Raw genomic sequence first — 25,011 nt, 5'->3', positions numbered from 1 at the left:
GGATTGGGTACAACCCAGATCTATTCAGCCGTTTCAACCTGCTCCGGTTTGGCCGTTTTAGAGCCTCGTAGTGAATAGACAGCGTAAGCGACAACACTGATTGCAACCACAATTGAGCAGCCACGAACAAAGTTGATTAGCATTGGCGCGTTATCGGTGAAGGCGTTGATACCCCACAGTAGAAACAGTGAGAAGACGAACATGACCAGCAAGCCATAGCATGGTGCGTCAATCTTTCCTGGGATAACATACCAGCCGTCTTCTTTGACAGGCTTGTTCAGGCGAGCGTATTCCGCTTGTTGCCCTTTGATGGTGTATAGGTGCATCTCTTCCTGTTTTCCTGTCAGAAGCAAGCTTGCAACGTAAGCCACAACAGCGTTGACGACGACACCAATCACACAGTACCAAGGCCACGAGATGTCGGTCGCTACCGCGACATACCAGATGGCGATAAAGCTGGCGACGACACCAATAAGCAGACCTTTTTCAGTGATGTGCTTTGAGTAGAAGCCCAGCACAAACATACAGAAGCTCGCACCCACGAAATAAGAACCGGCTTTACTCAACACTTCAAGCACCGAGCCTGTGCTGGTCGCGAACATCAGAGCGGGAATGATGACCAGAATCGCCCACGCGACAGTAAAGATGCGAGATGCTTTCAGGTAGTGTTCTTCAGATTCGTTCTGCTTGTAAAAACGCTTGTAAAAGTCTGCTACGGATACCGTTGCCATCGAGTTGAATGCTGAGTCAAGGCTCGACATACTTGCTGCCAGAATCGCTGCCGCAATGATGCCCATAAGGCCCGGCATACCATACTCACTGGCGTAATGAAGAATAATCGTATTGCCGTTTTCAAACTCTTTACCGTCATAGTAAGCGTTGAATAGAACGCCAAGTAGAATGAACACGAAGTAGATGAAGAAGGCGACGTAGCCCATCATCAGCATGGCTTTCTTCGCATCACCCATGCTTTTCGCTGCCATACAGCGTTGAACCATCATCTGGCTGCCACCGTAGACCGTTGTGTGGAACATCGTCATGGCGATCACCCCAGCCCAGATAGTTGTTACCTGACTCAAATCCATGCTGGTTTGCAGAGCATCTGTCATGCCTTTAGCTTTTAGCTCGGCCATCATGTCGGTCATCGGCTCTGGCATGCCATTCCACACGGCTTCGATAATGATGAAGGCACCAATGAAAAGAATCACGGCTTGAATCACATCAGTCCAGATAACAGCGGCGATACCGCCCATGACGGTATAAATCAGCGCAATGGCAGTAACGATCATGATGCAGTACACCACGTCTATACCTGTGATGAACTCCAGTATTATCGCTGTCGCGTACAGTACAGCAGCAGAGCTTAACGCCTGCTTAATCAGGAAAATGAATGATAAAGTCACGCGTGACGCCTTGCCGAAACGTCTTTCCTGATATTCGTAGATAGAAGTCAGACCGTTGTTGTAAAAGAATGGCATAAATACAGCAACGATGAAGAAGATCACCAACGGGTAGTTAAGGTGAATTGCGATAACCGACAAGCCTTCTTTGTATGACCATGCCGGACCGCCCAAGAACGACATTGCACTGACATAGGTACATACAACAGAAATACCGATCGCCCACCATGGGATATTTTTATCACCGAGTGCGAACTGGCTCGCCGAGGTTACTTTCTTGCCGACCACGGCCCCCAACAATAAGGTGAGGGCAATGTAACCGCCAAGAATAGTCCAGTTAAGTACACCAAATTCATGCATAATTAGGTCCTTCTAATTGTTCTTTCATTTGGCCGAAAACGTCATAACCAAGTTGGAGCAAGATATGCACGATATCAATTGCTACCCAGTTTTCTTTCAGCAAGTCACCTTCTCGTCGCCAGATATCCATGACGCGAAGTTCTATATTTTTTCCTGTTGGGGCAAGGCCTAGCCAGCCACTGTGACCCGTATGAGTACCATGCATGTGAGGCCAGCCTCCAGTGGATACGTAGTCATTTTTAGCCAAAAAATTGAGCTCAATATCCACACTTCTATCGGGGAAGGCGAAGACAAATGGAGCTTGGTGGTGGTTGCGGAAACCTTTGATGCCACGTGTAGTACCGATACCTGCTGGGCCATACCACATAAAGTCTTTATGCCAGTAGTTTTCCAGATCCATTGAGTAGAGATCTTTTCCGTCAAAACGACCAAGACATGCCAGCATGTCATGCACCAGTTGACCACTCTTTGCGCTGTACTCTTCACATGCGTCAGAGGTTTGAATGCCATCTGCAGTTGCGGGTGAAGGAATTAAACCGTCGTGACCTAAGCTTTTGCGCAGAGGGTTTACACGTGATTGGTTCATGGCATCGATAAAATCTGGGATCATGTAAGATTCAGTGATCTGATCATTTTCGACGCACACCATCTCTGTGTATCTGAGATACAGGGTTTTTCCCGTCGCCGGAATGCCGAACAGTGGTTGCTCAAAAGTGCCAACAAAGTAACCCGTTGAGTTGTACCAAGTACGGCCTTCAAATTCGCCGTTCATCACGATCATCGGGCGTCGCTCAACATCAGGCATTGCCGTTACCAAAGGTGATAGAAACGAAGTGTGTGCAGCCTCTGGGCCGTTCAGGTCATTGACTGGGTGCGCGACACACCATTTGACGTCTGGGTTCAACGCTTGCTGGGCAACACTCGCCTGCTCACTAAGCGTGGCGTTGAAGTACTGTTGGTAGAACTGTTCAATGATATTGAGTGACATTTTGCTTCCTTACTGAATGTGGGTTTATGACTGGGCGGCTTAGCCTTGCTGAAGCAGAATCTGCTTCCAGATCGCGGTTTCGTCGATAAGCGTAAACTCGCGACGAAGTCCCCATGGGCCAAACTCAGCGTGGCTGATGCCCATGATGTATACGTCTTTACCTGTCGGCTTACCAAATGCGCCATAACCTTCGTGCTTACCATGTAGAGACCAGCGAATGGCGGCGCGTGGAGACATCTTTGGATCTTCTCGACCAATGCGATGGTGGACTTTGAACTCGGCATTTGGGAATGAAGAGCGCAGTGAAATCCAGAAATGATCAATTTCGCTGTGTGATAGGGCGGTACGGCCGCCGCTGTACTCACCGATACAGGCTCGGTCGTATTCACGTGGGATGGCGGAAAACTCAGCATTCATGATGCTGTTTAGAATGGCTTCGTATTGCTGACCATATTGATTGTCATTGCCAACACCCGTGTAAGGGCCCTGCATATCGACATCTGGAGTAAAAGGGAAGGAGGCTTTTTCTACGCCACCTTCGAAATCAATTTGTTTTCGGGCGAACTCTTCGGACGTCATGCCGAGCTGTCTGGCAATGTCTGCTTGGTCGCGCACTAGCCACTCATCGTTAATCTGATTGTTGATCGCATGGCAGTCGGCGATGATGCGAAAACGTAACTTGCTGTTCGTTGCTTTGCCATAGAAACCATCGCTGCTGTGTGTGGCAGTCGAAATGATACGGTGAGAGGACAACATGCCTTGTTCAGGTGAGCCAGACCAGATGACATCTTCTCCGTAAAGCGTACGATCCGGGAACTCAGCCAGTGTAGCCATGGTCGCGCTGATGACGTCGTCGTTACCTTGCACAATAGACAAAGGTGTACGCACAACAATATCGGGTGAGTAATAGTGCTCAAGGGTATTTAGGCCACGGTCTTCCCAAATCTCTTTTGTAATTCCCAAAATATAATCGGGAAAATCACGCCATTTTTCGTCAAAGCCAACCATAGCCATAAATCACCTCCTGAGTTAAATTCTTGTTTATTTCATTTTTGGTTACGTATCCAAAATGAAGTTGTGTTGCATTTTTGTCAATAGATTGTTCCTGTGATGTTTTAATATCGTGCTTAAGATCGGGTTTTTAACAAGTGTTCGAAAAGTGTTCAGAGTGATTGCGCTAATTTGTTACTCATATTTCGGTGAATAGAACTGTATTCAGCGGTTTTAAAACAATAGATTAGGTCAATAGTAGGAGTGCTAGTCGCTTTATTACTTGATGAGTACGCGTCAGGGATGGGAAGATTTTCGTTTAGTAGAACAAAGAAAATGAAGTGAGAAAAGTTACCTACACTGTATTCAGTTGTCTTTACTCGGGATAACTTTAATAGATTAATTCTTGTTGCATACGAATGCCATTTGTCTTTGTCTTGAAAAAAACCTCACCGTAGGGTGAGGCTTTTACATGTGTTGATAAGGTTTAGGCTAGCTGAGATGAGTGCTACCGCGCTCAATCAGAGTGCCTTGTTCAAGCAGATAGTCGCCAGACGCGTCGGTATTGTTGTTGATACGATCCATCAAATCTTCGACAGCGCGGCTTACGATCTTGTCGACAGGCTGTGCGACCGTGGTTAAGTCGTAAGCTGGCCAGCCAGACATCGGGATGTTATCGACGCCCATTACTGCATAATCTTCCGGTATCGACGCGCCTGCTTTTCTGAGTCCATCCATCAAACCCAGAGCGATGATGTCGTTGGCGCAGAAAATCGCTTCCGGCTTCACCGCGTGCGACTGAATCTCTGTTGCGGCTTCCATCCCCGCATCGAAGCAGTATTTAGCTTGAATAAATACAGGGGTTGGAACACCTAACTCTTTGAGCTTTGATGAAAAGCCAAGCCAGCGCTCTTCGCTGGTCATTGAACCTGAATCGCCACTGACATACGCCAGTTGTTTATAGCCTTTTTTCACCAGATACTCGGCCGCTTCTTGGCCGGCCTGGCGGTTGTCGACACCGGCACAGTTAGCATTGATGCCATTGGTATAACGGTTGATAAGACTCAGGTGAACGCCAAATTTTTCGCACTGGGCAAAAGCGCGTGAAGTCAGACGGCTGGTGGCGATGATCAGGCCATCAACTTGATACTCAATCGCGCGGGAAATCGCCAGATCAAGGTCGTCTTTGTCTATCGGGCAGAGAACCACCTGACCGCCACGTTTTTGGATTTCCATTGCTAACGCACGTGATTGCAGGTCATACATCGGGTTTGACTCACTGTCTAACGCGATGGCAACAAGACCAGAGCGATTTGAGATTAGGCTACGAGCAATCGCGTTGGGGGTGTAACCGAGCTTAGCGGCGGCATCCATCACCATCTTACGCTTCTTCTCGCTGATGCTAGCGGTCGGGCTGAACGCTCTTGATACGGTCGACTGAGAGACGCCGAGCATTTTCGCGACGTCTATCGAAGTTACTTTCGCTTTAATGGTGATACTCCTTTCCGTGGGTTTGCTGACCCTTTTATCTGCCAGAGTGTATGGGTTAGGGGATTTCTCTGTCTAGCGCTGTGCATTGATAGCAATTAAATATCGGATAAAACTCAGGAATTCATCACATTTCTTTCTTGCCTGAAGCCATCGATGATCATTTTGTGCTCCGACCCCACGCCAAAGAAGTTGACGCCAAGCTCGCTCCAGTCTTTTGCTTGTTGCGCTGTGGCAACGAACATACCGACGGGCTTGCCACAGGCTTTGGCGGCTTCAATAATTCTGATGCTTGCTTGTCGCACCTGATCGTCGTTTACGCTTTTAGCGCCATACGCCACGGTGAGGTCGACCTGACCAATAAACAGGGCATCTATACCATCGACGCGAGCGATGGCTTCCACATTGTCTACGCCTTCGGGATCTTCTATCTGAGCCACGATCACAGTATTCGCTTTACTGTCAGCCAGATGTTGCACCATAGGCTTGGTTGCGTAGCTTGCAGCGCGGCTGGAGCCTGCGTAGCCGCGCCCCCCTTCACCGTAGTGACATATCTTAACGATTTTCTCTGCCTGTTCTGCATTGCAGACATGTGGGATCTGAACACCTGTCGCACCACAATCCAAAGCATTAAGAATGGTGGCGGGCTGGCTGTCCTGAACTCGAACTAGACAGGGTAACTGATTAGCGCGGGCAGCAAGGATACACAGGTCGAGAGACTGACGGTCAAACGGAGCGTGCTCGGCATCGAGAATGATGAAGGACAAATCAGACAGTGCTAGCACTTCGATAATGTGGGGGTGAGGGGTTTTAACAAATGTTCCCAGTAAGGAAGGCTGGGTTAGCGTTGATTTGAAATTAGTCATGAAAAAACTCCATTGCAAAGGTATGCAAAAATTAGCACGAACAAATGTAAATGATCAGTGAATTTTATGTGATCTAAATAATGTTTTTGATTATTTAATCATCGATTAATCGTGTCTATTACGCTTCTTTATGTCTTTAATTCTTATTAAAACAAGTAATTAGATGGCTTTTTGGGCTTGCGTACGATTATCTTGAAAGTTGTTAATATTGTGTTTAATCTAATTTTGCATTCGTATCCAAAATTACAAAGAAGCAATTGTCAGTCTAAACCCTCAAGGAGAAAATCGCATGGCACGCATTTTAAAGAACGGAATCACTGAAGAAGCATCAGCATCAAATGACGCGAAAGTGCGTCAGATAGTAGAGAACATTCTTGCTGATATTGAATCTAAAGGTGACAGCGCCGTACGCGAGCTTTCAGAAAAATTTGATAACTGGTCACCAGAGCAGTTTCGTTTAACACCAGATCAGATTCAGGCATGTGTTGATGCATTAGATGAGTCAACTCGCCACGATATTGAATTCGCTCAGGAGCAAGTACGTAACTTTGCTCAAATTCAGCGTGATTCAATGAAAGATGTCGAAGTTGAAACCATGCCGGGTGTGGTTCTGGGTCATAAGAATATTCCGGTTAATAGCGTAGGTTGTTATATCCCAGGCGGTAAGTACCCGCTAGTCGCGTCTGCTCACATGAGTGTACTCACTGCAAAAGTGGCAGGCGTAAAACGAGTGATCGCTTGTGCTCCGCCATTTAATGGCCAGCCAAATGTGGCAATCGTTGCGGCGATGGCGATGGCTGGCGCTGATGAGATTTACTGTTTTGGTGGTGTTCAGGCAGTAGGCGCAATGGCACTGGGTACTGAGACAATTGCCCCTGTAGATATGATTGTTGGCCCAGGCAACGCGTTTGTTGCTGAAGCCAAGCGTCAATTGTTTGGTCGCGTGGGTATCGATTTGTTTGCTGGTCCAACGGAAACGCTGGTTATTGCTGATGAAAAGGGCTGTGACCCAGAGCTGGCAGCAGCAGACTTATTGGGTCAGGCTGAGCATGGCTACAACTCTCCGGCTGTTCTTCTAACAAACAGCGAGACGTTTGCCGAGGAAACGATCAAAGAGATTGAGCGCCAGTTGACGATTCTGCCAACGGCGGAAGTCGCAGGCAAAGCATGGGCAGATTACGGTCAGGTGATCGTGTGTGACAGCTATGAAGAAATGGTTGAAGTTGCAGATGACATCGCCTCAGAACACGTTCAGGTGATGACGGAAGAGCCAAAGTATTTCCTCGACAACATGTCTAACTATGGTGCGCTGTTCTTAGGTCGCGAGACCAACGTTTCTTACGGTGACAAATGTATCGGTACTAACCATACGCTTCCGACAAAGAAAGCGGCTCGCTACACCGGTGGTCTGTGGGTAGGTAAATTCATCAAGACTTGTACGTATCAGCGTGTCACTGAAGCGGCATCTCTGAAGGTGGGCGAATACTGTTCTCGCTTGTGTGCACTGGAAGGTTTTGCTGGGCACAAAGAGCAGGCGGATATTCGTGTACGCCGTTACAAAGGCAAAGTAGAAGAGGCTTAATATGTCGAAACTTGCCTTAGTAACAGGCGGCAGTGGCGGTCTAGGGGCCGCCATATGTAACAAGCTGGCCGATTCCGGCTACCGAATTGTCTTAACGTACAACAGCAATCAACAGTCGGCGCACAAAGTATTGTCAGAGTTGTCTGGTGAAGGTCACTTAGCTTTTCAGCTCAATGTGTCGGATTCGCAAGCGATAGATTCGTTAGCCAGTCAGGTCAATGAAATTAACGGCCACCTGGATTTGCTGGTCAATTGTGCCGGTATGACAAAGTTTGTCGCGCATTCAGATTTGAGTGGTTTGAACGACGAGCTGTTTGACCAAATCTTCCAAGTCAATGTTCGCGCGCCGTTTGCCATGGTCCGCGCCTGTGAATCTTTGCTGCGTGAGGCCAAAGGTTGTGTGGTGAACATTACTTCCATCGCTGCGCAAACCGCGATGGGCAGCAATATTGCTTACTGTGCGAGTAAATCCGCCGCAGAGAATATGACTCGCTCATTGGCAAGAGCGCTTTCACCGGATATTCGCGTACTTGCAGTTGCTCCGGGGCTGGTGGACACCGAGTTTGTTAAAGGGCTCGATGACAGCTGGCGCAATCAGCAGGAGCAGTCGACACCACTCAAACGTCTTGCCAGTGATGAAGAGGTGGCAAATGCAGTCTACGCCGCTGCGGAAGTGCTGACGTTCTCAACGGGCAACACGATTGCCGTCGATGGTGGCAGACCTCTTGGTTCCTGATCTCATTGGTATGAGAGCCAGCAAAGCAAAGCGCTAACAAGGTCAATGGCTAGACCCAAGAAAAGAAAGAACAATTAGGATTATCTATGACTCTACAAAATCGAATTAACGACAATCTTGTTCGTTACATGGAGCTGATACCGGGAACCAGTGCGTTTATCGATGCGCGTACTCCGGGCAGTGACCTGAAAGACAACTTCTGCATCATAGGTGCAGGCGTTGCTGAAAGCAGCCGTCAGCATGTTCACATTCGCGAAACAGCAGGCTTCAATATCGGCGCAGCAGGTCAGCCGCCGGGTATTAAGAATTCACTCCATTCGCACCGAACTGCTGAGCTGTTCGTCGTGTTTAAAGGTCAATTCCGCTTTTACTGGGGTAATGATGGTGAACATGAAGCGGTGCTCTCTCACGGCGATGTGATTTCAATTCCGACCAACCTTTTCCGTGGCTTTGAAGTTGTCGGCCGCGATTATGGCTTCATGTACTCGGTACTGGGTGGCGATGATTCAGGTGGTGGTGTGATCTGGCACCCTAACGTTATCAAAGACAGTCAAGGTTACGGCTTGTACTTAAAAGCGGACGGCACTTTGGTCGATACTATTGACGGTGATGCGGTTCCACAAGAGTCTGAACTGATGCCATTGCTGACCAAAGAAGAGATGGCTTCGTTTGATAGCTACACCGCTGAGCAGATGATGCCTTTCGTGGCGCTAAAGAACGACTACCGCCCGATTGAAAGTGACTTTTCAGCACCAAACGTCAAACAATATGCGCTAACTGGTCATCCGCTGGCTGATTACGATTTCCACGTAAAAAGTGAAGATGAGGTCAGTATCATGGCGTATGAACTCACAGAGGGTGGCTCCATTCCTCAGCATAGCCGTGATGATAAGCAGGTACTGATTAACTTTGATGGTGATACCGAAGTGGTTGTGACCCATCAAGGCGAACAAGCCAGCCTGATCCTTACCCGAGGTGATGTATTCAGCGTACCGGAAGGTGCCTCATACTCACTGACGAACTTGCGTGGTAACAGCTTCACATACTGTGTACTCGGCTCTGATAAGCCAGCCAAACTGTAAGGAGTGCAACATGACACAACCACTGCCTTTGATCTGGTTACCCGGGTTGCTGTGTGATGGTGCACTGTTTGAAGATGTGAATCAGGCGCTACCTAAATGGATAGCGCCTGAGTGCGTTTCACTGAGTGCGTTGCCGACCATGGAACAACTAGCGGCTGATGTGTTGGCTAAAGCCCCACAAGAGTTTGTGCTTGGTGGTTTATCCATGGGGGGCATTTTGGCGTTTGAGGTGTATCGTCAGGCGCCGGAGCGAGTCAACGGTTTGATTCTGATGGATACCAACTCGGCGGATGAAAAACCGGAAGTCTCAGAGAAACGCTATGCACTGGTTAATAGGGCGTTAAGAGGTGAATTTGATCAGATTACGCCTGAGGTGTTGATGTCGGTGTTGATTCATCCAAGTCGTGTTGACGAGTTGGATCTGACGGCGAGAATCGAACAAATGGCGCTCAATGTCGGCCTAGAAGCTTTTCAAGCTCACGCTGATGCTTTAGCGACAAGGCCCGACGCTCGGCCACTTCTGGCAGACATCTCGGTGCCAACCCTCGTCATTACCGGCAAAGACGATTTGCTGTGTCCTATCGACAATCACTTACTGATGGCCAAGCACATCCCAGATGTGACACTGCACGTATTACCAAACTGCGGTCATCTCTCCAGCATGGAGCGGCCAGACGAAGTAGCACGGCGTATATCCCACTGGCTGACACTCAACCAGCCAAAATGGTTTTAGTCCTAGCCCCGCTGATTTTGGCGGGGTTTGTTTTTTATATACGAGTTAGCTCTGCCGAGGAAATGTTACCGTTACTGAGTGAACATCAGCAAATTGGGCCGATTCATCTAGGTATGTTTGCAATGGTCTGCTCTAGAGGCCTACTGCCACACTGTATAAGGGAGCCTGATGCTGAATAGTGGTTCCCAGCCATTGGCACAATGTGTCCTCCATACCACCTCCTATACAGCAATGTTTCCAGCCCTGCTCTGTTGCAAGGAGACTTACGTTTTGTCCAATATGTCCTGCTTCTAAGAAAGCATAACGCCATCCTCTATCACCATATTTCTCAGTGATAGCAGAGTGCTCAGCCGTGAGAAATAGGATAAAGGCAGCATCGGATAAGTTATCGAAAGAGTAGGTTTTATCTACACTCTTATCATGTTCAGTAAGTGCGTAAAGGCGTGATGGTGTTGATTCATGATGATTAGGTAAGTGGTATGCGCCTGGTTCCAAACCTTCGACTCGATTGACGATATAGTAAGGAGTTACCTTATAAAGTCCGCCTGCTGAAGGGTAGCTGCGAGTACGAAAAATTGAACGATGGAAAAACAACAGTTCGCTCAGTTGCAGAGTTGAACCTGAGTAGGAACGATGGCTATTTCGATCTGAAAAAAGGCGTAAAAGCGGGCTGGCATCGTTTTCTATAGTTAATGCTTCAGGCAATTCAAATATTTGGCCTGATGCAGATTCATAAAACGCCTCGAAGCGGTTCACAGATTCCTGATTAGTAAACTGGCTTCGGAGACAAGTATCAATGTACCATTGTGAAATACTACGCGTTAGTTTTCGTTCAAATCTGTTCTTTTGCTTAATGATGGGCATAAGTGCGTTTCTCGTCAAAGAAATGGATGCGGCTCGCGCTCAGCTGCGCAACACCCTGTAATTCTCTTTATCGCTGCCAGTGGTCGACACCGATCATCGTGGTTCAAGGAGATCAAATCCGGAGAATACGACTTGAGTACTATTCCCCCCATAGCGGCGACTTCTAGAGTGGTAAGGTCAGCGGTATAGATACGTATATTTAGCTCTTTCAATCGATTGATAAGCTCAGACAAGGTGCTGATGCCTGCTCTCATTTCTTCTGTAGCTGAAACACCTTGAGTAAGAAAGTGGGTTAGATGGAGATTTTCTTCCTTGTAATAATTGAGGCTATCTTCAAAGGACTTTATACCGCTAGTTTCTTCAACATTTTCTGTATTATCGTGAAGTGCAGATACGATTTTTAGCTGCTCAACTTCTGAAGAGGCCTTGTCTATAGCTTTGTTTTTATTGAAGTCCGCGCTTGTACCTATCAATATATGCTGGCGATAAATCTCCACTACAGCAACACAAGGAACTCCAATACGTCCAGTGATATCCAAAACAAACCGGTTGTCTTCTTGTGAAATCACCGCTGGACTTAACTTAGCCCACCAAACATGAAGAAAAGCGTCTCGCTCTATGAGTTCTAGTAAACTGTTCAAAAAAGCTTCATCTTTTTCGATGTGAAAAGCTACTCCATTAGAGTTAGGACTCCAATACGGTACTTCTTCTGGTTTTTGAGGGACGAAAATCTGTGCCGGCAAATAAGTGCTTTGATTATCAAGGTCAGTCGTCTTTAACCAATAAATAGGCTCTCCTGTTCCCAATTTTTTAAGAGGAAATGTAGGCTCGGAGTACTGGGTTTCTGAAAAAGCATTTATGATTTCGTTAAGTGGCGACGCGAAATTTCCTTCATTGATCATTTGTTCCCAACTTTTGGGGGCTTTACCATGATAAATAGAAAGGCTATACCAGCAATAACGCTCAAAGTATTCGGCAGCAACTTTCACTGCTGACAGATTTAGACTGGCATCATTGCCACATGAGACAATGTCATTTTTCCTTCCGGTTAGTAGACTGATACCAGAATTTGAATGACATCGAGTTATGTATAGTCCGTTCTCAAATTTGAGTTTCTCGGCAGAGGGAATTATGCCTAACTTGTTTGAACATACCTTGCTTAATTTGTCTAAGAAGGCTTGGCTTTTTAAGTTTGGATAAAACATAGTTATCACTCAAAGCAGAAGTTACACGTGTTGATATTAGGTATTCTAACTTTTTCAAAATCAAGGTTTTGAGCATCAAACAGTATTGCATGATCATAGTCGCCGTAAGGTTTTCCTGAAAGTAAACGCTCAATCCATAATTGCAGTGTGGATTCTCCCTGCCTTAATGTACTTTTTGATATTTTGAACTTTTGTTTTCTCTCACTGAAATAATGCTCGATCCTATTATGTTCATCAATTGAAGACAGGTTGGATAGGAAAAGCATACGGTAGCAATTATAACAAGGCCCCATACTCAATCCGAATACAGGGGTAATACTAAAACCGAAATGGTCAAAGATTATGGCCGCCCATGGTGTCGAAAGCGTTTCATGTAGATGCTCTAGGTGTTTATATTGATGTTGACTGACCGCAATGAGGAGTAAAGCTTTCTCATCTAACTGGCTCAAGCTATGTGAGTTTGGGAGTACTTCGATGGAGTTGTGAGCGCGTAGCGTCTCAAGTTCTTCTTCATCGGGTAGGAAGCTCTGGAAGTAGACTTTGTTTAAGATTTTGTTTTCTACTAACTCAAGTTCTTGCAGGGACTTGCAAATATTTCCTTCAAATAGACCATAGTCGTAAAGCGAACATATCATGCCTGATCGGATGTCGCATAGTGAATCAATGTCTATATCATCCAAAGCAACGTTTTGAAGTTCTTCAATAAAAGCATTTAGTTCATTAGATGAAATGCTTCCTGTTTCAAAATAAAGTGAGCTGCCCATATAGTATAAATGAGTTACCTCATTCTTCGTAGAGATAAAATTTACGTTTCGACTGAGTTTCATTATAAAGCCTTTATATCTTAGGGCAGCTAAGTAATTAAATATTAACTAATATTTAGCAAACACATGTGCAGCACATACCTGCTGCTTTCTTCGTTACTTTCTTAGTTTTAACTTCTGTGTTTCTTTTCTTCTTATTTAGTTTTTCAATAGTAGTCATTGTTTTTCTCCAAAAATTAATAAGGTTATGTTGCGATGATTAAACATCGGGTGAATAAAATCACTCTAATAGGATTGGAGTCAATAAAATAAATCTATTAACTTAGGGTTGATTTTAATAACTCGATATATATGCAAAATATCACTGTTAATAATAATTTTTTTGTTTTTAGTGTTATATTTATTTTTGTTATTAGTATGTGCATGAATTATATTTACAATTTTTATTGGTAAGGTGTGAGCATTTGGTTTTTATATTTTTTGTAAATTAAAATTAGATTTTTATTATTTGTTTTGTTTATTTTATTTACGTTATTATTTTTGAAAGATATAGATGTTTGTAATTAACATTAATTTTTAACCCGTATATTTAGATAAAGGTAATTCCTATGATATTAGTATTAATATCCTTATTTGTTTTTTAACAACTAATCACAGGTTTTATAATAAGCCCTATAAAAATATTATGCCTATGGAAAGATATTTTTGGGACAACAAACCTCATAAGGAAAATAATGAAACGTACTATATTGGCTTTATCCTTCCTGTTTGCTACAGCTGCGCAGGCCGACAATCAATGGTCTAAGTATTTGAGTCTTACCTATGGTGGGTTTTCTAACCTAGACTCTGATGGTTTTATGATGACAACTGGTGAAGGACGTGCACCTTTACCGAGTATGCAGCAAGATACGAACCACCGACGTCATCCCATCTATGACTTTACCTCAAAGATCGATGAAAATGGCGAGGTAAGTTGGCTAAAATCATTTGAGCAAAGCAGCTATTACCAAGGTATGGATATTGTCGAGTCTGGCGGAATATACTACCTAGCACTATCCTCGCATCACAACCTTGACTCTCAGTTACTTCTGATAAGTAAAGATGGGGTTGAGATTGACCGAGTCACTTCTGAGAACGCGGAATATCGTTCTTTAGAATCAGATGGTGCTGATGGTGTGATCATTACAGGTCAATATCCGAGCGAAGGAAATGGCTTTGTCGCGCATTATTCTGCTAGCGGGGAAATGCAAACTTGTACCATTGAGGTTGGTGAAGGTGTCACACTAAATAGTTCTGCTTATCAAGATGGTATCGCTATTTCTGTGGGCCATTCCGATTCAAGAGGCGTTATATATGCGACATCATTTTCTGCCGGCGAATGCTACTCAGAGCTGGTTTATGAGGAACCCGCTGCCTCTAATGGGTTTACGGATATCATTATCAGTCAATCACAGCTTTATGTAGCTCACGATTCCTTCGTTACAAAACTTGATGAAGACTACAACATGATTTGGTCGATAAACTATGAGGGAAATATCATTAATGGTTTATCGCAAGGGAGCCAAAACAACATTCTAGCTGCGGGTATGAAAAATGGGGATTCTTGGCTGCTAACCTTTGATACCGATGGGGTAATAGGTATAGATGAAACCTATGCTTATGATGAGTTTGATGACTACGCCAATAGTGTTCTAGAGCGCCCAAGTGGCGATGGTTATATGCTTACAGGCAAGTTTAGCGATAACTCCTTCTTCTTATCTGTTGATGAGAATGGCTATATCGAAGATCTTACACCAGAAGATATCACTCCAACTGGCGTGAGTCGTTAAACCTATGCTTTATTGATTCATATGGGTACGTGTAAAACGTACCCTTTTATTTGGGATACCTAACTATTGGTTTCTCTTATCAACGTAATTATCTAACTTTCCCAACTGTCTAGTATCAGTGTGTAACCCTGTCTAAAAGCAAATTTAAGAGATCAGAGATTGCTCATCTTGCTCACACCCGACTGTGATCGTCCTGATAGTTTAAGTACTCCACACATAAATCGTGAAACGCTTGTGCCTGCGGAGAAATAGTGCGGTCGCTGAGTGTGAAGATACCGATTTGTCTTTCCAATGGCGGGTCGATAAGTGGTATCCATACCAATCTGGTTTCATTGGTAGGGAAGGCCAATTTCGGCAGGGTTGTGACACCGATGCCCAGTTCTAATACGGAAAACAGCGAGGTAATGTTCTCTACCGAGTAGAGGGCTTGCTGACTTAGAGCTCGGGCAGGCGTCGGATCAAGCAAAGTGCAGGTCCCGTTACGAATAAATGGCTGCTTGAGCAATGTTTGCCACTCAATGCCTTCTCGGCTAGTCGCAATCGGGTTATCACTCAAACACACCACACCAATCGGGTCCGATAATAAAGGCGTGAACGTCATGTTGTCATCATCGAGATGAGACGGGTTTCCCAGTGCTAAATCAACCTCGCCAGAGAGTAATCTCGCTTCGACCCCTGCGGCATTGTCATCGATCAAACTGACTTCTACGTTTGGGTGTTGCTCGCAGAATGCCCCTAAAACGCTCGGAATGAGTTTAGCGGCAACAGAGGGAACACTGGCAATTTTTACCCTTCCTTGCTGGCCGGCTGCAGCAGCTCGCAAATCATTGTCTAGCGCTGTGTAGATATTGAGAAACTGAACGATCTTCGGCAAGCAGATTTCACCAAATGGGGTTAACTTGGCTTTGTTACCCGCTTCGAATAATGCTTGTCCCAATATCTTTTCCAGCTCTTTTATTGATGTGGATAATGCGGCCTGAGAACGGTTGGCTCGATGTGATGCTGCGCGAAAACCGCCTTCTTCGACCACCATCACAAAATGCTTTAATTGTTGAAATTTGATGCTCAACTCGGACTCCTTACCATCCCTTTATTCACCATAGTCTCAGTAAGGTGATAAGTTTTTTTTATCGAATGTAAGAAATTTACCGTTCGATTTATCGTCTGTCAAAGTGCAAGATTTAACTATTGCGAAACAATTTTGTTACAAAAGGTTGAGGGCACGTGAATACTCAAACTCAAAAACACCCAGTCAAAACATCACTGTTCGCCTCTAAGGCTCCTCTGGAATGGGCGATTGTTAATAATGGCACTCTCTATACCGCGCAAATCCCGATTGATGCCACTGGTACTGTCGTGGAAGGGGGTATCGAAGCGCAAACCCGTCAGACATTTAACAACTTGGTGCACACCCTAGAATGCGCAGGCGAGTCACTGGACTCTGTTCTACAAGTGCTGATTTACGTGACTGACCGCGAATATCTCAAAACGGTTAATCAAGTTTACGCCGAGTACTTCAACGCGCCGTACCCAAATCGCGCTGCCATGGTCGTTGCTGGCCTGGCAAGAGAAGAGATGTTGGTGGAGTTTGTCGTTTACGCTTCAGCGAGCCAAGACCAGTAACCCCTTATTACGAATAACAGCCTGATGGCGAGTAAAGCCGTCAGCAAGAACAAAGGAAGCAATCATGACATCATTAAACAACGTTCAGGCCGAAAAATCGCTCTACATTGGCGGCGAATGGCAATCAGGCATCAATACCGTTGCCAACATTAACCCATCCGACATCAGCGAGAATCTGGGTGATTTTGCTCAGGCGAGTGAAGCTCAGGTTCAACAAGCTATTCAGGCGGCTAAGCAGGCTCAACCGGAGTGGGAAAAAACACCCATCGAGCGCAAGCAGGCGGTACTGCAAGCGATTGGTGATGAACTGATTGCCCGTTGCGATGAGCTAGGAAAGCTACTATCGAGTGAAGAAGGCAAGCCGTTTGCTGAAGGTCGCGGTGAAATCTACCGTGCAGGCCAGTTCTTCCAATATTTCGCTGCTGAAGTGTTGCGTCAGATTGGCGATAACGCTGCCTCCGTCCGTCCAGGGGTCTCTGTTGAAGTGACTCGCGAAGCCGTAGGCGTTATCGCCATTATTTCTCCTTGGAACTTCCCGACTGCAACCGCTGCTTGGAAGATAGCGCCAGCGCTGGCATTTGGTAACAGCGTTGTTTGGAAACCTGCCAACTTGACGCCAGCCAGTGCCGTGGCACTGACTGAAATTGTTCATCGTCAAGGGCTGCCAGCAGGCACATTTAACTTGGTATTGGGTAGCGGTTCTCAAGTTGGTAACACACTGATTAATTCAACAGACGTGAATGGTGTGAGCTTTACTGGCTCCGTCGATACAGGGCGCAAAGTGGCGGCGGCAACAGCACCAAACTTTGTTCGGTGCCAGCTTGAAATGGGCAGCAAAAACGCCCTAGTTGTTGCCGATGATGCAGACATTCAAATTGCAGTTGAAGCAACCATCGCGGGTTCATTCTCCGGCGCGGGTCAGAAGTGTACAGCCTCTTCACGTTTAGTGGTGATGGACGGGATCCATGACGCTTACGTAGAAGCGCTGATCAAACGCATGAGCGAACTTAAGGTAGGCCATGCGTTGGAAGAAGGCATCTTTATGGGCCCTGTCGTCGATGGCAATCAGCTAGAGGCAAACTTCGAGTGGATTGAGAAAGCACGTCAAAGCGGTGCTGAGCTAGCGTTTGGTGGCGAGCGTTTGAACCTCAAACACGATGGCTACTACATGTCGCCAACGTTATTCCTCAACACGCAAAACAGCTGGGAAGTGAACCAGGAAGAGGTTTTTGCACCAATGGCGAGCGTGATTCGAGTTGCTGACTTAGATGAAGCGATTGCCGTCACCAACGATACTCGCTTTGGTCTGACTGGCGGGATTGTGACGCAAAGCCTGCGCACGAGTGCCATCTTCAAGCAACAAGCGCAAACTGGCTGTGTGATGGTCAACCTACCGACAGCAGGGACAGACTACCACGTTCCATTTGGTGGCCGTAAAGAGTCTAGTTTTGGTCCTCGCGAGCAGGGTCAGTATGCCAAAGAGTTCTACACCGTAGTGAAAACGGCATATCAACGTCCGTACTAAGTCTGCATTGGGCAACCGCTGCGCTGCCCGACATAGAGCGGTTCTAAGAATTATTGAGGAATGGTTATGTACCAACAACGAATCATCATTGATGGACTTCAGTACTGCAACTGGGACAGAGAGTATTTCCAAACTCTCAAGGCCAGTGGAATCACCGCAGTACATGCGACCATTGTTTATCACGAAAATGCACGTGAAACCCTGAGCCGATTTGCTGAGTGGAATTTACGTTTTGAACAAAACTCCGATCTCATCATGCCCATCTACTCAATGGCCGATGTGGAAACCGCTAAGCGACAAGGCAAGGTCGGTATCTTCTTTGGTGCGCAAAACTGCTCGCCAATTGACGATGAAATTGGCCTGATTGAGGTGATGCGCCGCCAAGGTTTGCTGATTATGCAGCTGACCTATAACAACCAAAGTTTGCTTGCGACCGGATGCTACGAGGCGAACGATACGGGCATTACTCGCTTTGGTAAGCAAGCCATCGCGGAAATGAACCGAGTGGGGATGATCATTGATATGTCCCACAGCGCGGAACGTTCGACGCTGGAAGCGATTGACCTTTCTTCCCGCCCGATTTGCATTAGCCATGCGAACCCGAGCTTTGCTCACGATGCGCTTCGTAACAAATCCAACACAGTGATTAAAGCGCTGACCGAGCGTGGTGGCTTGATTGGCTTCAGCCTCTACCCATTTCACTTGCCAAACGGCAGCCAATGTTCACTAGAAGACTTCTGCCAGATGGTGGCGAAAACGGCCGAGCTATTCGGTGTTGAACACCTTGGTATTGGCAGCGATTTATGCCTCAACCAACCACAACAAGTGTTGGAGTGGATGCGCAATGGGCGCTGGTCTAAGGCGATGGATTATGGCGAAGGCTCTGCAAGCAATTCGGGCTGGCCGGATGCGCTGCCGTGGTTTAGCGGAAGTAAAGGGATGGAGAACATCTACAACGGATTAATTCGTCATGGATTCAGTGAGTCCGAGGCGGGACAAATACTGGGTGATAACTGGTTTAACTTTCTGAAAGAAGGACTTGAGCCTATTTCATAAACCTTAACCCAAACATGGAGCAGCCCACCACAACAACTAAAACAAGGTGGGTCGTTGAATACACTCGTGTAGCTGGCCTGATGGCCACTACCGAAAAACTTCTGGAGTCAGCATATGTCTGATTTAACCAATAGCATGAAAGCTGCCGCAATGAACATGGCATCTGACAAATCACAGGCTAAGCACAATACGTGTGCCAATGAAAATTCGCCTGACAAGCTTGGGCTGAGCAATCCCGCTTTCTGGTATAGCGGTGGGTTCATCGCTCTGTTTGTTGCTTTAGCGCTCTATGATGGCGAACTGCTGTCTAATCTGGTCAATGCAGGATTTGGCTGGTCAGTGAAAGTGTTTGGTCCATACTGGCAGTTGCTACTGCTTCTCACCTTTCTTATTGGCCTTGGGCTCGCTGCAGGGCGAACAGGTAAGGTGATACTCGGTGGCACAACCAAACCCGAAATGGATACTTTCCGCTGGACTGCGATCATCTTCTGTACCTTACTCGCTGGTGGTGGTGTGTTCTGGGCTGCGGCAGAGCCAATCGCCCATTACGTTAGCCCACCGCCTCTCTATGGCCCACAAGATAACCCTCAACAGTTAGCCGTCAACTCACTGTCGCAATCCTTTATGCACTGGGGATTCCTTGCATGGGCCATTGTTGGCAGCCTGACAGCTATTGTGGTGATGCATCTTCATTACGATAAAGGTCTGCCGCTGAAACCTCGTATTCTTCTCTATCCGGTTCTTGGTGAACGTGCATTAAAAGGCCATACGGGTGCGATCATTGATGCGTGCTGCATCATCGCGGTTGCTGCAGGGACGATAGGTCCAATTGGTTTCCTAGGTCTACAGGTTAGCTACGCGTTAAACGCATTGTTTGATATTCCCGACGGCTTTACCACTCAGCTGATCATTATTCTGTTTGCCATCGCACTTTATACTTTGTCTGCTCTGAGTGGTCTGAATCGTGGAATGCAGATGCTTAGCCGTTACAACGTAATTTTGGCTATCGCCCTGATGATCTACATTCTTCTATTTGGCCCAACGAACTTTATCTTCAACGGCTACATTCAGGGTGTGGGCAGCATGCTCGATAACTTCATCCCAATGGCGACTTATCGTGGGGATGAAGGCTGGCTTAGCTGGTGGACGGTCTTTTTCTGGGGATGGTTCCTTGGCTATGGACCTATGATGGCAATCTTTATTGCGCGCATTTCCCGCGGTCGCAGTATCCGCCAGTTAATCTCGACTATTAGCATTGTGGCACCACTGGCGACTTGCTTTTGGTTCACTATTGTTGGTGGTTCTGGTCTGGCATTTGAAATTGCCGAGCCGGGCAGTGTCAGTAAAGCTTTCGAAGGTTTCAACCTGCCAGGTGCGCTATTGGCGGTTACTCAACAACTACCGTTACCTATGGTGGTGTCGGTGCTGTTCCTTATCCTGACGACGATCTTCATCGTTACAACCGGTGACTCTATGACGTACACCATCAGCGTGGTGATCAGTGGAGAAACCGAGCCTAATGCCATCGTTCGCACATTCTGGGGTGTCGCCATGGGTGTGACAGCGCTGATTCTGATTTCACTGGGTTCAGGCGGAATCTCCGCATTGCAGTCTTTTATCGTGATCACTGCGGTTCCGGTGTCATTGATACTGCTGCCATCACTTTGGAATGCGCCACAAATCGCAATCAAGATGGCGAAGGCGCAAGGGTACTAGGGGCTGTTGACCTTTTGAGCTGATTTTTGCAGCAGTTTGTGGGTTCTTTATACAAGGCAGAGGATTTGAAATGTAGTTGCCCTACCTGATAAGCCGATAACGCAGTAGAAAGGAACCACAAACGCTGCCCAGAGGGTTCGGCTAAAAGCGTTTTACTCTTTGTTGAGAGGTGTTTTGCTTAGGTCACTAGGCGACAAACCTCTCGCCGCGACTAAAACGCTTTTATCTCGAACAAAATTTAACCGCAAAAGGTCAACAGACCCTAGTGACTACTTATTAACAACTAATAACGTGAACAGTGTGCGGAAATTGTCCGCACACTCCAACCATTCTTACAATAACAACAGGTGGTGAGCAAAATGGATGCACATCGTTCTACTTACACTGAAACATCGCTGCGCAATGCAGAGGTGGTCATGGCGCCAGAAAGGCTAGGAGCTATGCACCAAAATCGAATCAGTTTTGTACGCAGTCTGATTCGTAAAATGGCTAGACAACAATGGCAGGTGAGTCGTCATGATTGGCAACTTTGCCCGCAAGGGTTTGGCCATGTCATTTACCGACTTAACACCCCACACCATGTTTATCATCTCGTGGTGTTTTGTGATCAGATTGCAGACGAAGAGCGCAATGACAGAGTCATCGCGGAAAGATGGGATGTCACGTTTGCCTTGGTTTACGGTGATGTTGATGTGAGTTTGCTTGAACAGTTGCGTGCCAATGTTCCGCTTCAGGAAGCTGGGCGCAACCCGAACAATGTGTTGGTGCTGGCAAGAGCAAACAAAAGTGTACGAGTGTTCGAACATATTGTCTCGGCGCTGGCTAAAGGCCTTCAACCACAAGGCGAAGAGCTGGCACAGGTGGGTTATATCCTCAGAACAACAGCCGTGTATGGCAACGGTAAGTTTGGGATTGCGGACTTCAAGCTCCTGGAGAACAATCCGGACTTCAGTCTGTCCTTCAGTGCGCAGATGTGTGCTGTGTACCTGCTGCGCGAGTTCAGTCTCGATTGGGTGCATTACCTTGCACGTCAGCAAGGTGGCAATAATGCAGTTGAGCTAGACCGAGGACTGCAACGCTATCTTGGCGTCGGCAATGCCACCGGGTTGGGTATGGCGCCTTATTTGATTAATCACCCATGTATCGTTGATCAATGGATGACGGCGCGTGAAAGTGCTTTAGCGCAGGTTCTAGCAAGCCCATGCGATTCGGAGATGCTTGAACCTTTGAGTCAGCTATTGAATAAAGCCATCAAACATTTAGATCAGGTAGTGACCATCAATCCGCATCAGGATACGTTGAATCAACAGGCGATTGCTGAGCTGACTCTTATTCATAAAGATCTGGCGAACATCACTTCACAGCAGCCCAACTGGCAGAGTGTGATGGAGGGTTTGACGACCTACAGTTTGGAAACTCAAGAGATTGTCACTTCTTGTTTGATTGAGCTTTACCCAGAACTGGTTAACCGTTTTGAAGAGCAAATGAACACCGACGAAACGTTGTCTGTTGCTACCGGCAAAAGCGTTGGTGATTTGCTTAGTGTGTTAAACGATAAGTATCGCTGGGCGATTGACGCCGATTACTCGCTGGCAGAAAACAACTATTGGTTCTGGTATCGCTCTCAGGATAAAGAAGAACCGAGACTTGGGGTTCGTGGGGAGGAATCCGGTGAAGACCGAGAGCTGCCGCTCGATATTGGTCGTCAGGTCAACCGCCTGTTTACCGCAGCCTCTCAGCAGCCGAGTGAGATGTCACTGGCTCAGTTTCTATTACAACACCCTCAATATCGCTCTGTGGCGCGTCGAGTCTGGACCTTGGGCCATCGCCAGATGGGCGATATTCAGATGAACGTGTTACGTAAAGATGCACTGCCTATGCATTTGCTGCGCTGTAAGCTGTCTTTCTTTGGTGCGACGAAATTTGATCCCCGCTCAGATCGCTGGGTACGGGTGACCTTCTTTCAAGGTGCGCCTTTGCTGGACGAAATCGACTCAGAGCAGCACAACGATAATTGGATTTTCCCTTTGATGCCAACCGAAAGTGAGATCCAGAGTCGTCAGTCGAACAAGGTTCAAGGGAGAAACGCATTATGATCGTGTCACACAATGAGCTGGTTGCAGCAGTCAATAAAGCGTTCTTAGGCGCACGTCGTATGTGTGGTGAAGCGGATGTTATTGCCAATATGGTGGCCGATTTACAAATGGCGGGGCTGCATGGTGTTCGTCACTTTAATAATGCCAGTCGTTTTCTCGGTTTAGACTCTGACTGCGCGGTGTCGATTTCACAACGTTCTGATGAGAGCCTAGAGGTGGATTTGCACAATAGCAGTGTGGCTTGTCACTTACCTGCCGTGTTGGATTTTGCGCTGGAGAAAATGGCCCAGTCTAAAACCATTACTATTGAGCTTAAGCAGTGCCATAACCGTTGGCTGGCGTATAGCGAGTTAGTGAAGTTGGCAGCTAAAGGTATCGCGTGTCGTGCCCGCTGGACCAATGGCACCAGCCCTAAAAATGTATTGTACGTGTTAAATCGAGGCCAAGTTGCACCGGAACTGTATTTCTCAGAGGAGAGCCGTGGTTCGATAGAAAGTGAACACTCGATGACGATTGAATTAGCGGTAAGTGATTTTGATGTCAGTGCTAGTTCGCAAGGCTACAACGTGTATGTTGACGCTAAGGAGCTCGTCGATGCACAGCAGTCCTCATGGCGAGAGGGTATTTTCGTTGAAGACGAAGAATGGGAATTACTAAAGCAGACCGCGACTGTATTTCTGGTCGAGAATAGCGAACGTTCAAGGCAGGGTGCCGGAGAGCTGGTCTAATACTGAAAAAGCCAAGGTCAAGACCTTGGCTTTTTCATTCAATCACACATCCAATGGTGGCATGCCATGTAAAGACGCAAGTTGTGAGAGTGAGAGATTGCTTTTCGCCAATGAACTGCGGGAGGCGACTGCTGGTTTTACCGCGGCGGGTTTCACTGCGAATTCGTGTCCATCCAGTATGCCTTTACCCTCCTTGAGTTCATTAAGTCGAGCGTTAACCACGCCATCGGTGCTGGAGAAATCAATTTTGTAACTGCCGACGTACTCCTGAACGTATTTGGTCGAGAGCGATTTAAGCTTATCAATGTAAACCACGGCTTTATCATACTCGCCCTGAGATACAGCATCTAACTTAGGCGTAAGCAATTGTGCAAACTTCATTGGATGGCCGACAAAACCACTGCCCATAACGAGTGCGGCAACAATTGGAGTAGTCACTACCGCATTCTGAAACCACTCAGAAAACATCTTGTGATCACTGACCAAGCTGCCATTGGCGGTGCGATTGTGCCATTCTTTTTTGGCACGTTTGAGGACTTTGTCGAGTAGAGCGCGCTGAACAAAAAAGTCGACCAATTTGATAATACGTTCTAAAACAGCAACGATAAGGCTGATGATAGAACCAATGCCGGCGGCAGTGGCTCCCGCGATCCCAGCGACGCTAAGCGCAACACTTTTGATGCCACCTAGAGCGCCAGTAGCAGAGTGGCGAGCCAACGCTTTGGATATAATGCTAGGGTGGCCGCCCAGTAGCTCGACACCACGACCTTTATAGATTTGAGTAATGAGGTCTTTCGATTTCAGAACTGACTTTTTGACTGCTGAATAAAGAGAAGAAGCACTTCTTACATGCCCCCAACCAGGAATCAGATCCGCGAAATTACCGGCAAATTTACTGATCAGCCAGCTCCCAACCTCGGCTAGCCACTCCAGACCATGCAGTAAATCACCATAAACATGGCTGACTTTGTTGAGCAAGGTGCGGAAAAAATCAGACAAAAGGTCTTTGATACCATTCTTCATTGAAGTGGTGACTTCCGCGACTTTTGAAGCGGCTTTCGAAATCTTTTTCGCTGCTTTGCTATTTTTGAGCTTAGTCATGGTCTCAGTGTTGTTGAGTAGGCCCATGGCAGCATCTTTGAAGTCTGTGAAGGGTTCGGTGCCTACAACAAATGCACTAAAAAAGTGTGCATTCGAAATTTTGGCAACTTTAGTAATTTCTGTACTCGCTAACATGTACATGGCGCCCATGCGAGCATCCGCCATTTGTGCAACCTGAACACCGCGCGCAGTATTAGAAGTATTACCAAAGATTTTGTCTTTGATGAGACGTTTAAGTAGTTTGACTTGCATAGAAACCTCCACTTAACGATGTTGAAC

Annotated in this window: 21 protein-coding genes; 11 read left to right on the top strand and 10 right to left on the bottom strand. The window is 46.7% G+C overall.

Features of this window, described 5'->3' with window-relative positions:
• Window positions 1–20: 20 nt before the first annotated feature.
• From FIU99_RS09780 to FIU99_RS09760, 5 genes are all read right to left on the bottom strand, one after another.
• The gene (locus FIU99_RS09780) at window positions 21–1,760 is read right to left on the bottom strand and encodes a sodium/solute symporter (RefSeq protein WP_152472241.1); all 1,740 of its coding nucleotides are present in this window, start codon (window positions 1,758–1,760) and stop codon (window positions 21–23) included.
• Complete coding sequence (locus FIU99_RS09775) at window positions 1,753–2,748, bottom strand: ester cyclase (RefSeq protein WP_152472240.1); 996 nt, start codon at window positions 2,746–2,748, stop codon at window positions 1,753–1,755. The genes FIU99_RS09780 and FIU99_RS09775 overlap by 8 nt, the downstream gene beginning before the upstream one ends.
• A gap of 39 nt (window positions 2,749–2,787) precedes the next feature.
• Window positions 2,788–3,762 (bottom strand): ester cyclase, encoded by a 975-nt coding sequence (locus tag FIU99_RS09770; protein ID WP_152472239.1) that lies wholly within the window; start codon window positions 3,760–3,762, stop codon window positions 2,788–2,790.
• A gap of 468 nt (window positions 3,763–4,230) precedes the next feature.
• Window positions 4,231–5,193 carry a LacI family DNA-binding transcriptional regulator gene (locus FIU99_RS09765; RefSeq protein ID WP_019277689.1) on the bottom strand — a complete coding sequence of 321 codons (963 nt, stop codon included), beginning with the start codon at window positions 5,191–5,193 and terminating at the stop codon, window positions 4,231–4,233.
• Between the two features lie 149 nt (window positions 5,194–5,342).
• A complete protein-coding gene (locus FIU99_RS09760) occupies window positions 5,343–6,092 on the bottom strand; it encodes an HpcH/HpaI aldolase/citrate lyase family protein (protein WP_006962613.1) in 750 nt (249 codons plus the stop codon).
• A gap of 289 nt (window positions 6,093–6,381) precedes the next feature.
• Here FIU99_RS09760 and hisD point away from each other — a divergent pair, with 289 nt between their 5' ends.
• From hisD to FIU99_RS09740, 4 genes are all read left to right on the top strand, one after another.
• On the top strand, window positions 6,382–7,674 hold the full coding sequence (gene hisD / locus FIU99_RS09755; RefSeq protein WP_006962612.1) for a histidinol dehydrogenase: 1,293 nt from the start codon (window positions 6,382–6,384) through the stop codon (window positions 7,672–7,674).
• Between the two features lies 1 nt (window position 7,675).
• Window positions 7,676–8,410, top strand: a complete 735-nt coding sequence (locus tag FIU99_RS09750) for an SDR family NAD(P)-dependent oxidoreductase (protein WP_006962611.1) — start codon at window positions 7,676–7,678, stop codon at window positions 8,408–8,410.
• A gap of 86 nt (window positions 8,411–8,496) precedes the next feature.
• Complete coding sequence (locus FIU99_RS09745) at window positions 8,497–9,492, top strand: cupin (RefSeq protein WP_006962610.1); 996 nt, start codon at window positions 8,497–8,499, stop codon at window positions 9,490–9,492.
• 10 nt (window positions 9,493–9,502) lie between these two features.
• Window positions 9,503–10,225 carry an alpha/beta fold hydrolase gene (locus FIU99_RS09740; RefSeq protein WP_006962609.1) on the top strand — a complete coding sequence of 241 codons (723 nt, stop codon included), beginning with the start codon at window positions 9,503–9,505 and terminating at the stop codon, window positions 10,223–10,225.
• 132 nt (window positions 10,226–10,357) lie between these two features.
• On the opposite strand, the gene FIU99_RS09735 is transcribed toward FIU99_RS09740, so the two are convergent.
• The 3 genes from FIU99_RS09735 to FIU99_RS09725 form a co-directional block, all read right to left on the bottom strand.
• Window positions 10,358–10,981 carry a SagB/ThcOx family dehydrogenase gene (locus tag FIU99_RS09735; RefSeq protein ID WP_236612201.1) on the bottom strand — a complete coding sequence of 208 codons (624 nt, stop codon included), beginning with the start codon at window positions 10,979–10,981 and terminating at the stop codon, window positions 10,358–10,360.
• A 122-nt stretch (window positions 10,982–11,103) separates the two neighbouring features.
• Window positions 11,104–12,294 carry a YcaO-like family protein gene (locus FIU99_RS09730; protein ID WP_006962607.1) on the bottom strand — a complete coding sequence of 397 codons (1,191 nt, stop codon included), beginning with the start codon at window positions 12,292–12,294 and terminating at the stop codon, window positions 11,104–11,106.
• Between the two features lie 5 nt (window positions 12,295–12,299).
• Window positions 12,300–13,121: a hypothetical protein gene (locus FIU99_RS09725; protein ID WP_006962606.1), complete on the bottom strand. Its 822-nt coding sequence runs from the start codon at window positions 13,119–13,121 to the stop codon at window positions 12,300–12,302.
• A 671-nt stretch (window positions 13,122–13,792) separates the two neighbouring features.
• Here FIU99_RS09725 and FIU99_RS09720 point away from each other — a divergent pair.
• Complete coding sequence (locus FIU99_RS09720; protein WP_006962605.1) at window positions 13,793–14,887, top strand: hypothetical protein; 1,095 nt, start codon at window positions 13,793–13,795, stop codon at window positions 14,885–14,887.
• Between the two features lie 172 nt (window positions 14,888–15,059).
• On the opposite strand, the gene FIU99_RS09715 is transcribed toward FIU99_RS09720, so the two are convergent.
• Window positions 15,060–15,956, bottom strand: a complete 897-nt coding sequence (locus FIU99_RS09715; protein ID WP_006962604.1) for a LysR family transcriptional regulator — start codon at window positions 15,954–15,956, stop codon at window positions 15,060–15,062.
• Window positions 15,957–16,111: 155 nt separating this feature from the next.
• Between FIU99_RS09715 and FIU99_RS09710 the strand changes: the two genes are divergently transcribed.
• The 6 genes from FIU99_RS09710 (at window position 16,112) to FIU99_RS09680 (ending at window position 23,631) form a co-directional block, all read left to right on the top strand.
• Window positions 16,112–16,510, top strand: a complete 399-nt coding sequence (locus tag FIU99_RS09710) for a RidA family protein (RefSeq protein WP_006962603.1) — start codon at window positions 16,112–16,114, stop codon at window positions 16,508–16,510.
• Window positions 16,511–16,574: 64 nt separating this feature from the next.
• Window positions 16,575–18,035 (top strand): aldehyde dehydrogenase family protein, encoded by a 1,461-nt coding sequence (locus tag FIU99_RS09705; RefSeq protein ID WP_006962602.1) that lies wholly within the window; start codon window positions 16,575–16,577, stop codon window positions 18,033–18,035.
• A 66-nt stretch (window positions 18,036–18,101) separates the two neighbouring features.
• On the top strand, window positions 18,102–19,091 hold the full coding sequence (locus tag FIU99_RS09700) for a membrane dipeptidase (protein ID WP_045984795.1): 990 nt from the start codon (window positions 18,102–18,104) through the stop codon (window positions 19,089–19,091).
• A 114-nt stretch (window positions 19,092–19,205) separates the two neighbouring features.
• Entirely contained in the window at window positions 19,206–20,807 is a 1,602-nt protein-coding gene (locus tag FIU99_RS09695) for a BCCT family transporter (RefSeq protein WP_152472238.1), read from the top strand.
• Window positions 20,808–21,166: 359 nt separating this feature from the next.
• Window positions 21,167–22,903: a hypothetical protein gene (locus tag FIU99_RS09685; RefSeq protein WP_152472237.1), complete on the top strand. Its 1,737-nt coding sequence runs from the start codon at window positions 21,167–21,169 to the stop codon at window positions 22,901–22,903.
• Window positions 22,900–23,631, top strand: coding sequence for a DUF3726 domain-containing protein (locus FIU99_RS09680; RefSeq protein ID WP_152472236.1), 732 nt, complete (start codon window positions 22,900–22,902; stop codon window positions 23,629–23,631). Before FIU99_RS09685 ends, FIU99_RS09680 begins: the two co-directional genes overlap by 4 nt.
• A gap of 42 nt (window positions 23,632–23,673) precedes the next feature.
• Here the strand turns inward: FIU99_RS09680 and FIU99_RS09675 are convergent, their stop codons facing one another.
• Window positions 23,674–24,984 carry a hypothetical protein gene (locus tag FIU99_RS09675; protein WP_006962597.1) on the bottom strand — a complete coding sequence of 437 codons (1,311 nt, stop codon included), beginning with the start codon at window positions 24,982–24,984 and terminating at the stop codon, window positions 23,674–23,676.
• Window positions 24,985–25,011: the final 27 nt, after the last annotated feature.

This window comes from Vibrio sp. THAF64, from assembly GCF_009363455.1.
Classification (GTDB): Bacteria; Pseudomonadota; Gammaproteobacteria; order Enterobacterales; family Vibrionaceae; genus Vibrio; species Vibrio coralliilyticus.
Note: the sequence above shows the minus strand (reverse complement) of the source record. Positions and strands in the feature narration are given on the sequence as shown.

Coding starts and splice junctions, on each gene's coding strand:
- FIU99_RS09780 (WP_152472241.1), bottom strand. CDS start 1,760: ATGCATGAATTTGGTGTACTTAACTGGACTATTCTTGGCGGTTACATT.
- FIU99_RS09775 (WP_152472240.1), bottom strand. CDS start 2,748: ATGTCACTCAATATCATTGAACAGTTCTACCAACAGTACTTCAACGCC.
- FIU99_RS09770 (WP_152472239.1), bottom strand. CDS start 3,762: ATGGCTATGGTTGGCTTTGACGAAAAATGGCGTGATTTTCCCGATTAT.
- FIU99_RS09765 (WP_019277689.1), bottom strand. CDS start 5,193: ATGCTCGGCGTCTCTCAGTCGACCGTATCAAGAGCGTTCAGCCCGACC.
- FIU99_RS09760 (WP_006962613.1), bottom strand. CDS start 6,092: ATGACTAATTTCAAATCAACGCTAACCCAGCCTTCCTTACTGGGAACA.
- hisD (WP_006962612.1), top strand. CDS start 6,382: ATGGCACGCATTTTAAAGAACGGAATCACTGAAGAAGCATCAGCATCA.
- FIU99_RS09750 (WP_006962611.1), top strand. CDS start 7,676: ATGTCGAAACTTGCCTTAGTAACAGGCGGCAGTGGCGGTCTAGGGGCC.
- FIU99_RS09745 (WP_006962610.1), top strand. CDS start 8,497: ATGACTCTACAAAATCGAATTAACGACAATCTTGTTCGTTACATGGAG.
- FIU99_RS09740 (WP_006962609.1), top strand. CDS start 9,503: ATGACACAACCACTGCCTTTGATCTGGTTACCCGGGTTGCTGTGTGAT.
- FIU99_RS09730 (WP_006962607.1), bottom strand. CDS start 12,294: ATGTTTTATCCAAACTTAAAAAGCCAAGCCTTCTTAGACAAATTAAGC.
- FIU99_RS09725 (WP_006962606.1), bottom strand. CDS start 13,121: ATGAAACTCAGTCGAAACGTAAATTTTATCTCTACGAAGAATGAGGTA.
- FIU99_RS09720 (WP_006962605.1), top strand. CDS start 13,793: ATGAAACGTACTATATTGGCTTTATCCTTCCTGTTTGCTACAGCTGCG.
- FIU99_RS09705 (WP_006962602.1), top strand. CDS start 16,575: ATGACATCATTAAACAACGTTCAGGCCGAAAAATCGCTCTACATTGGC.
- FIU99_RS09700 (WP_045984795.1), top strand. CDS start 18,102: ATGTACCAACAACGAATCATCATTGATGGACTTCAGTACTGCAACTGG.
- FIU99_RS09695 (WP_152472238.1), top strand. CDS start 19,206: ATGTCTGATTTAACCAATAGCATGAAAGCTGCCGCAATGAACATGGCA.
- FIU99_RS09685 (WP_152472237.1), top strand. CDS start 21,167: ATGGATGCACATCGTTCTACTTACACTGAAACATCGCTGCGCAATGCA.
- FIU99_RS09680 (WP_152472236.1), top strand. CDS start 22,900: ATGATCGTGTCACACAATGAGCTGGTTGCAGCAGTCAATAAAGCGTTC.
- FIU99_RS09675 (WP_006962597.1), bottom strand. CDS start 24,984: ATGCAAGTCAAACTACTTAAACGTCTCATCAAAGACAAAATCTTTGGT.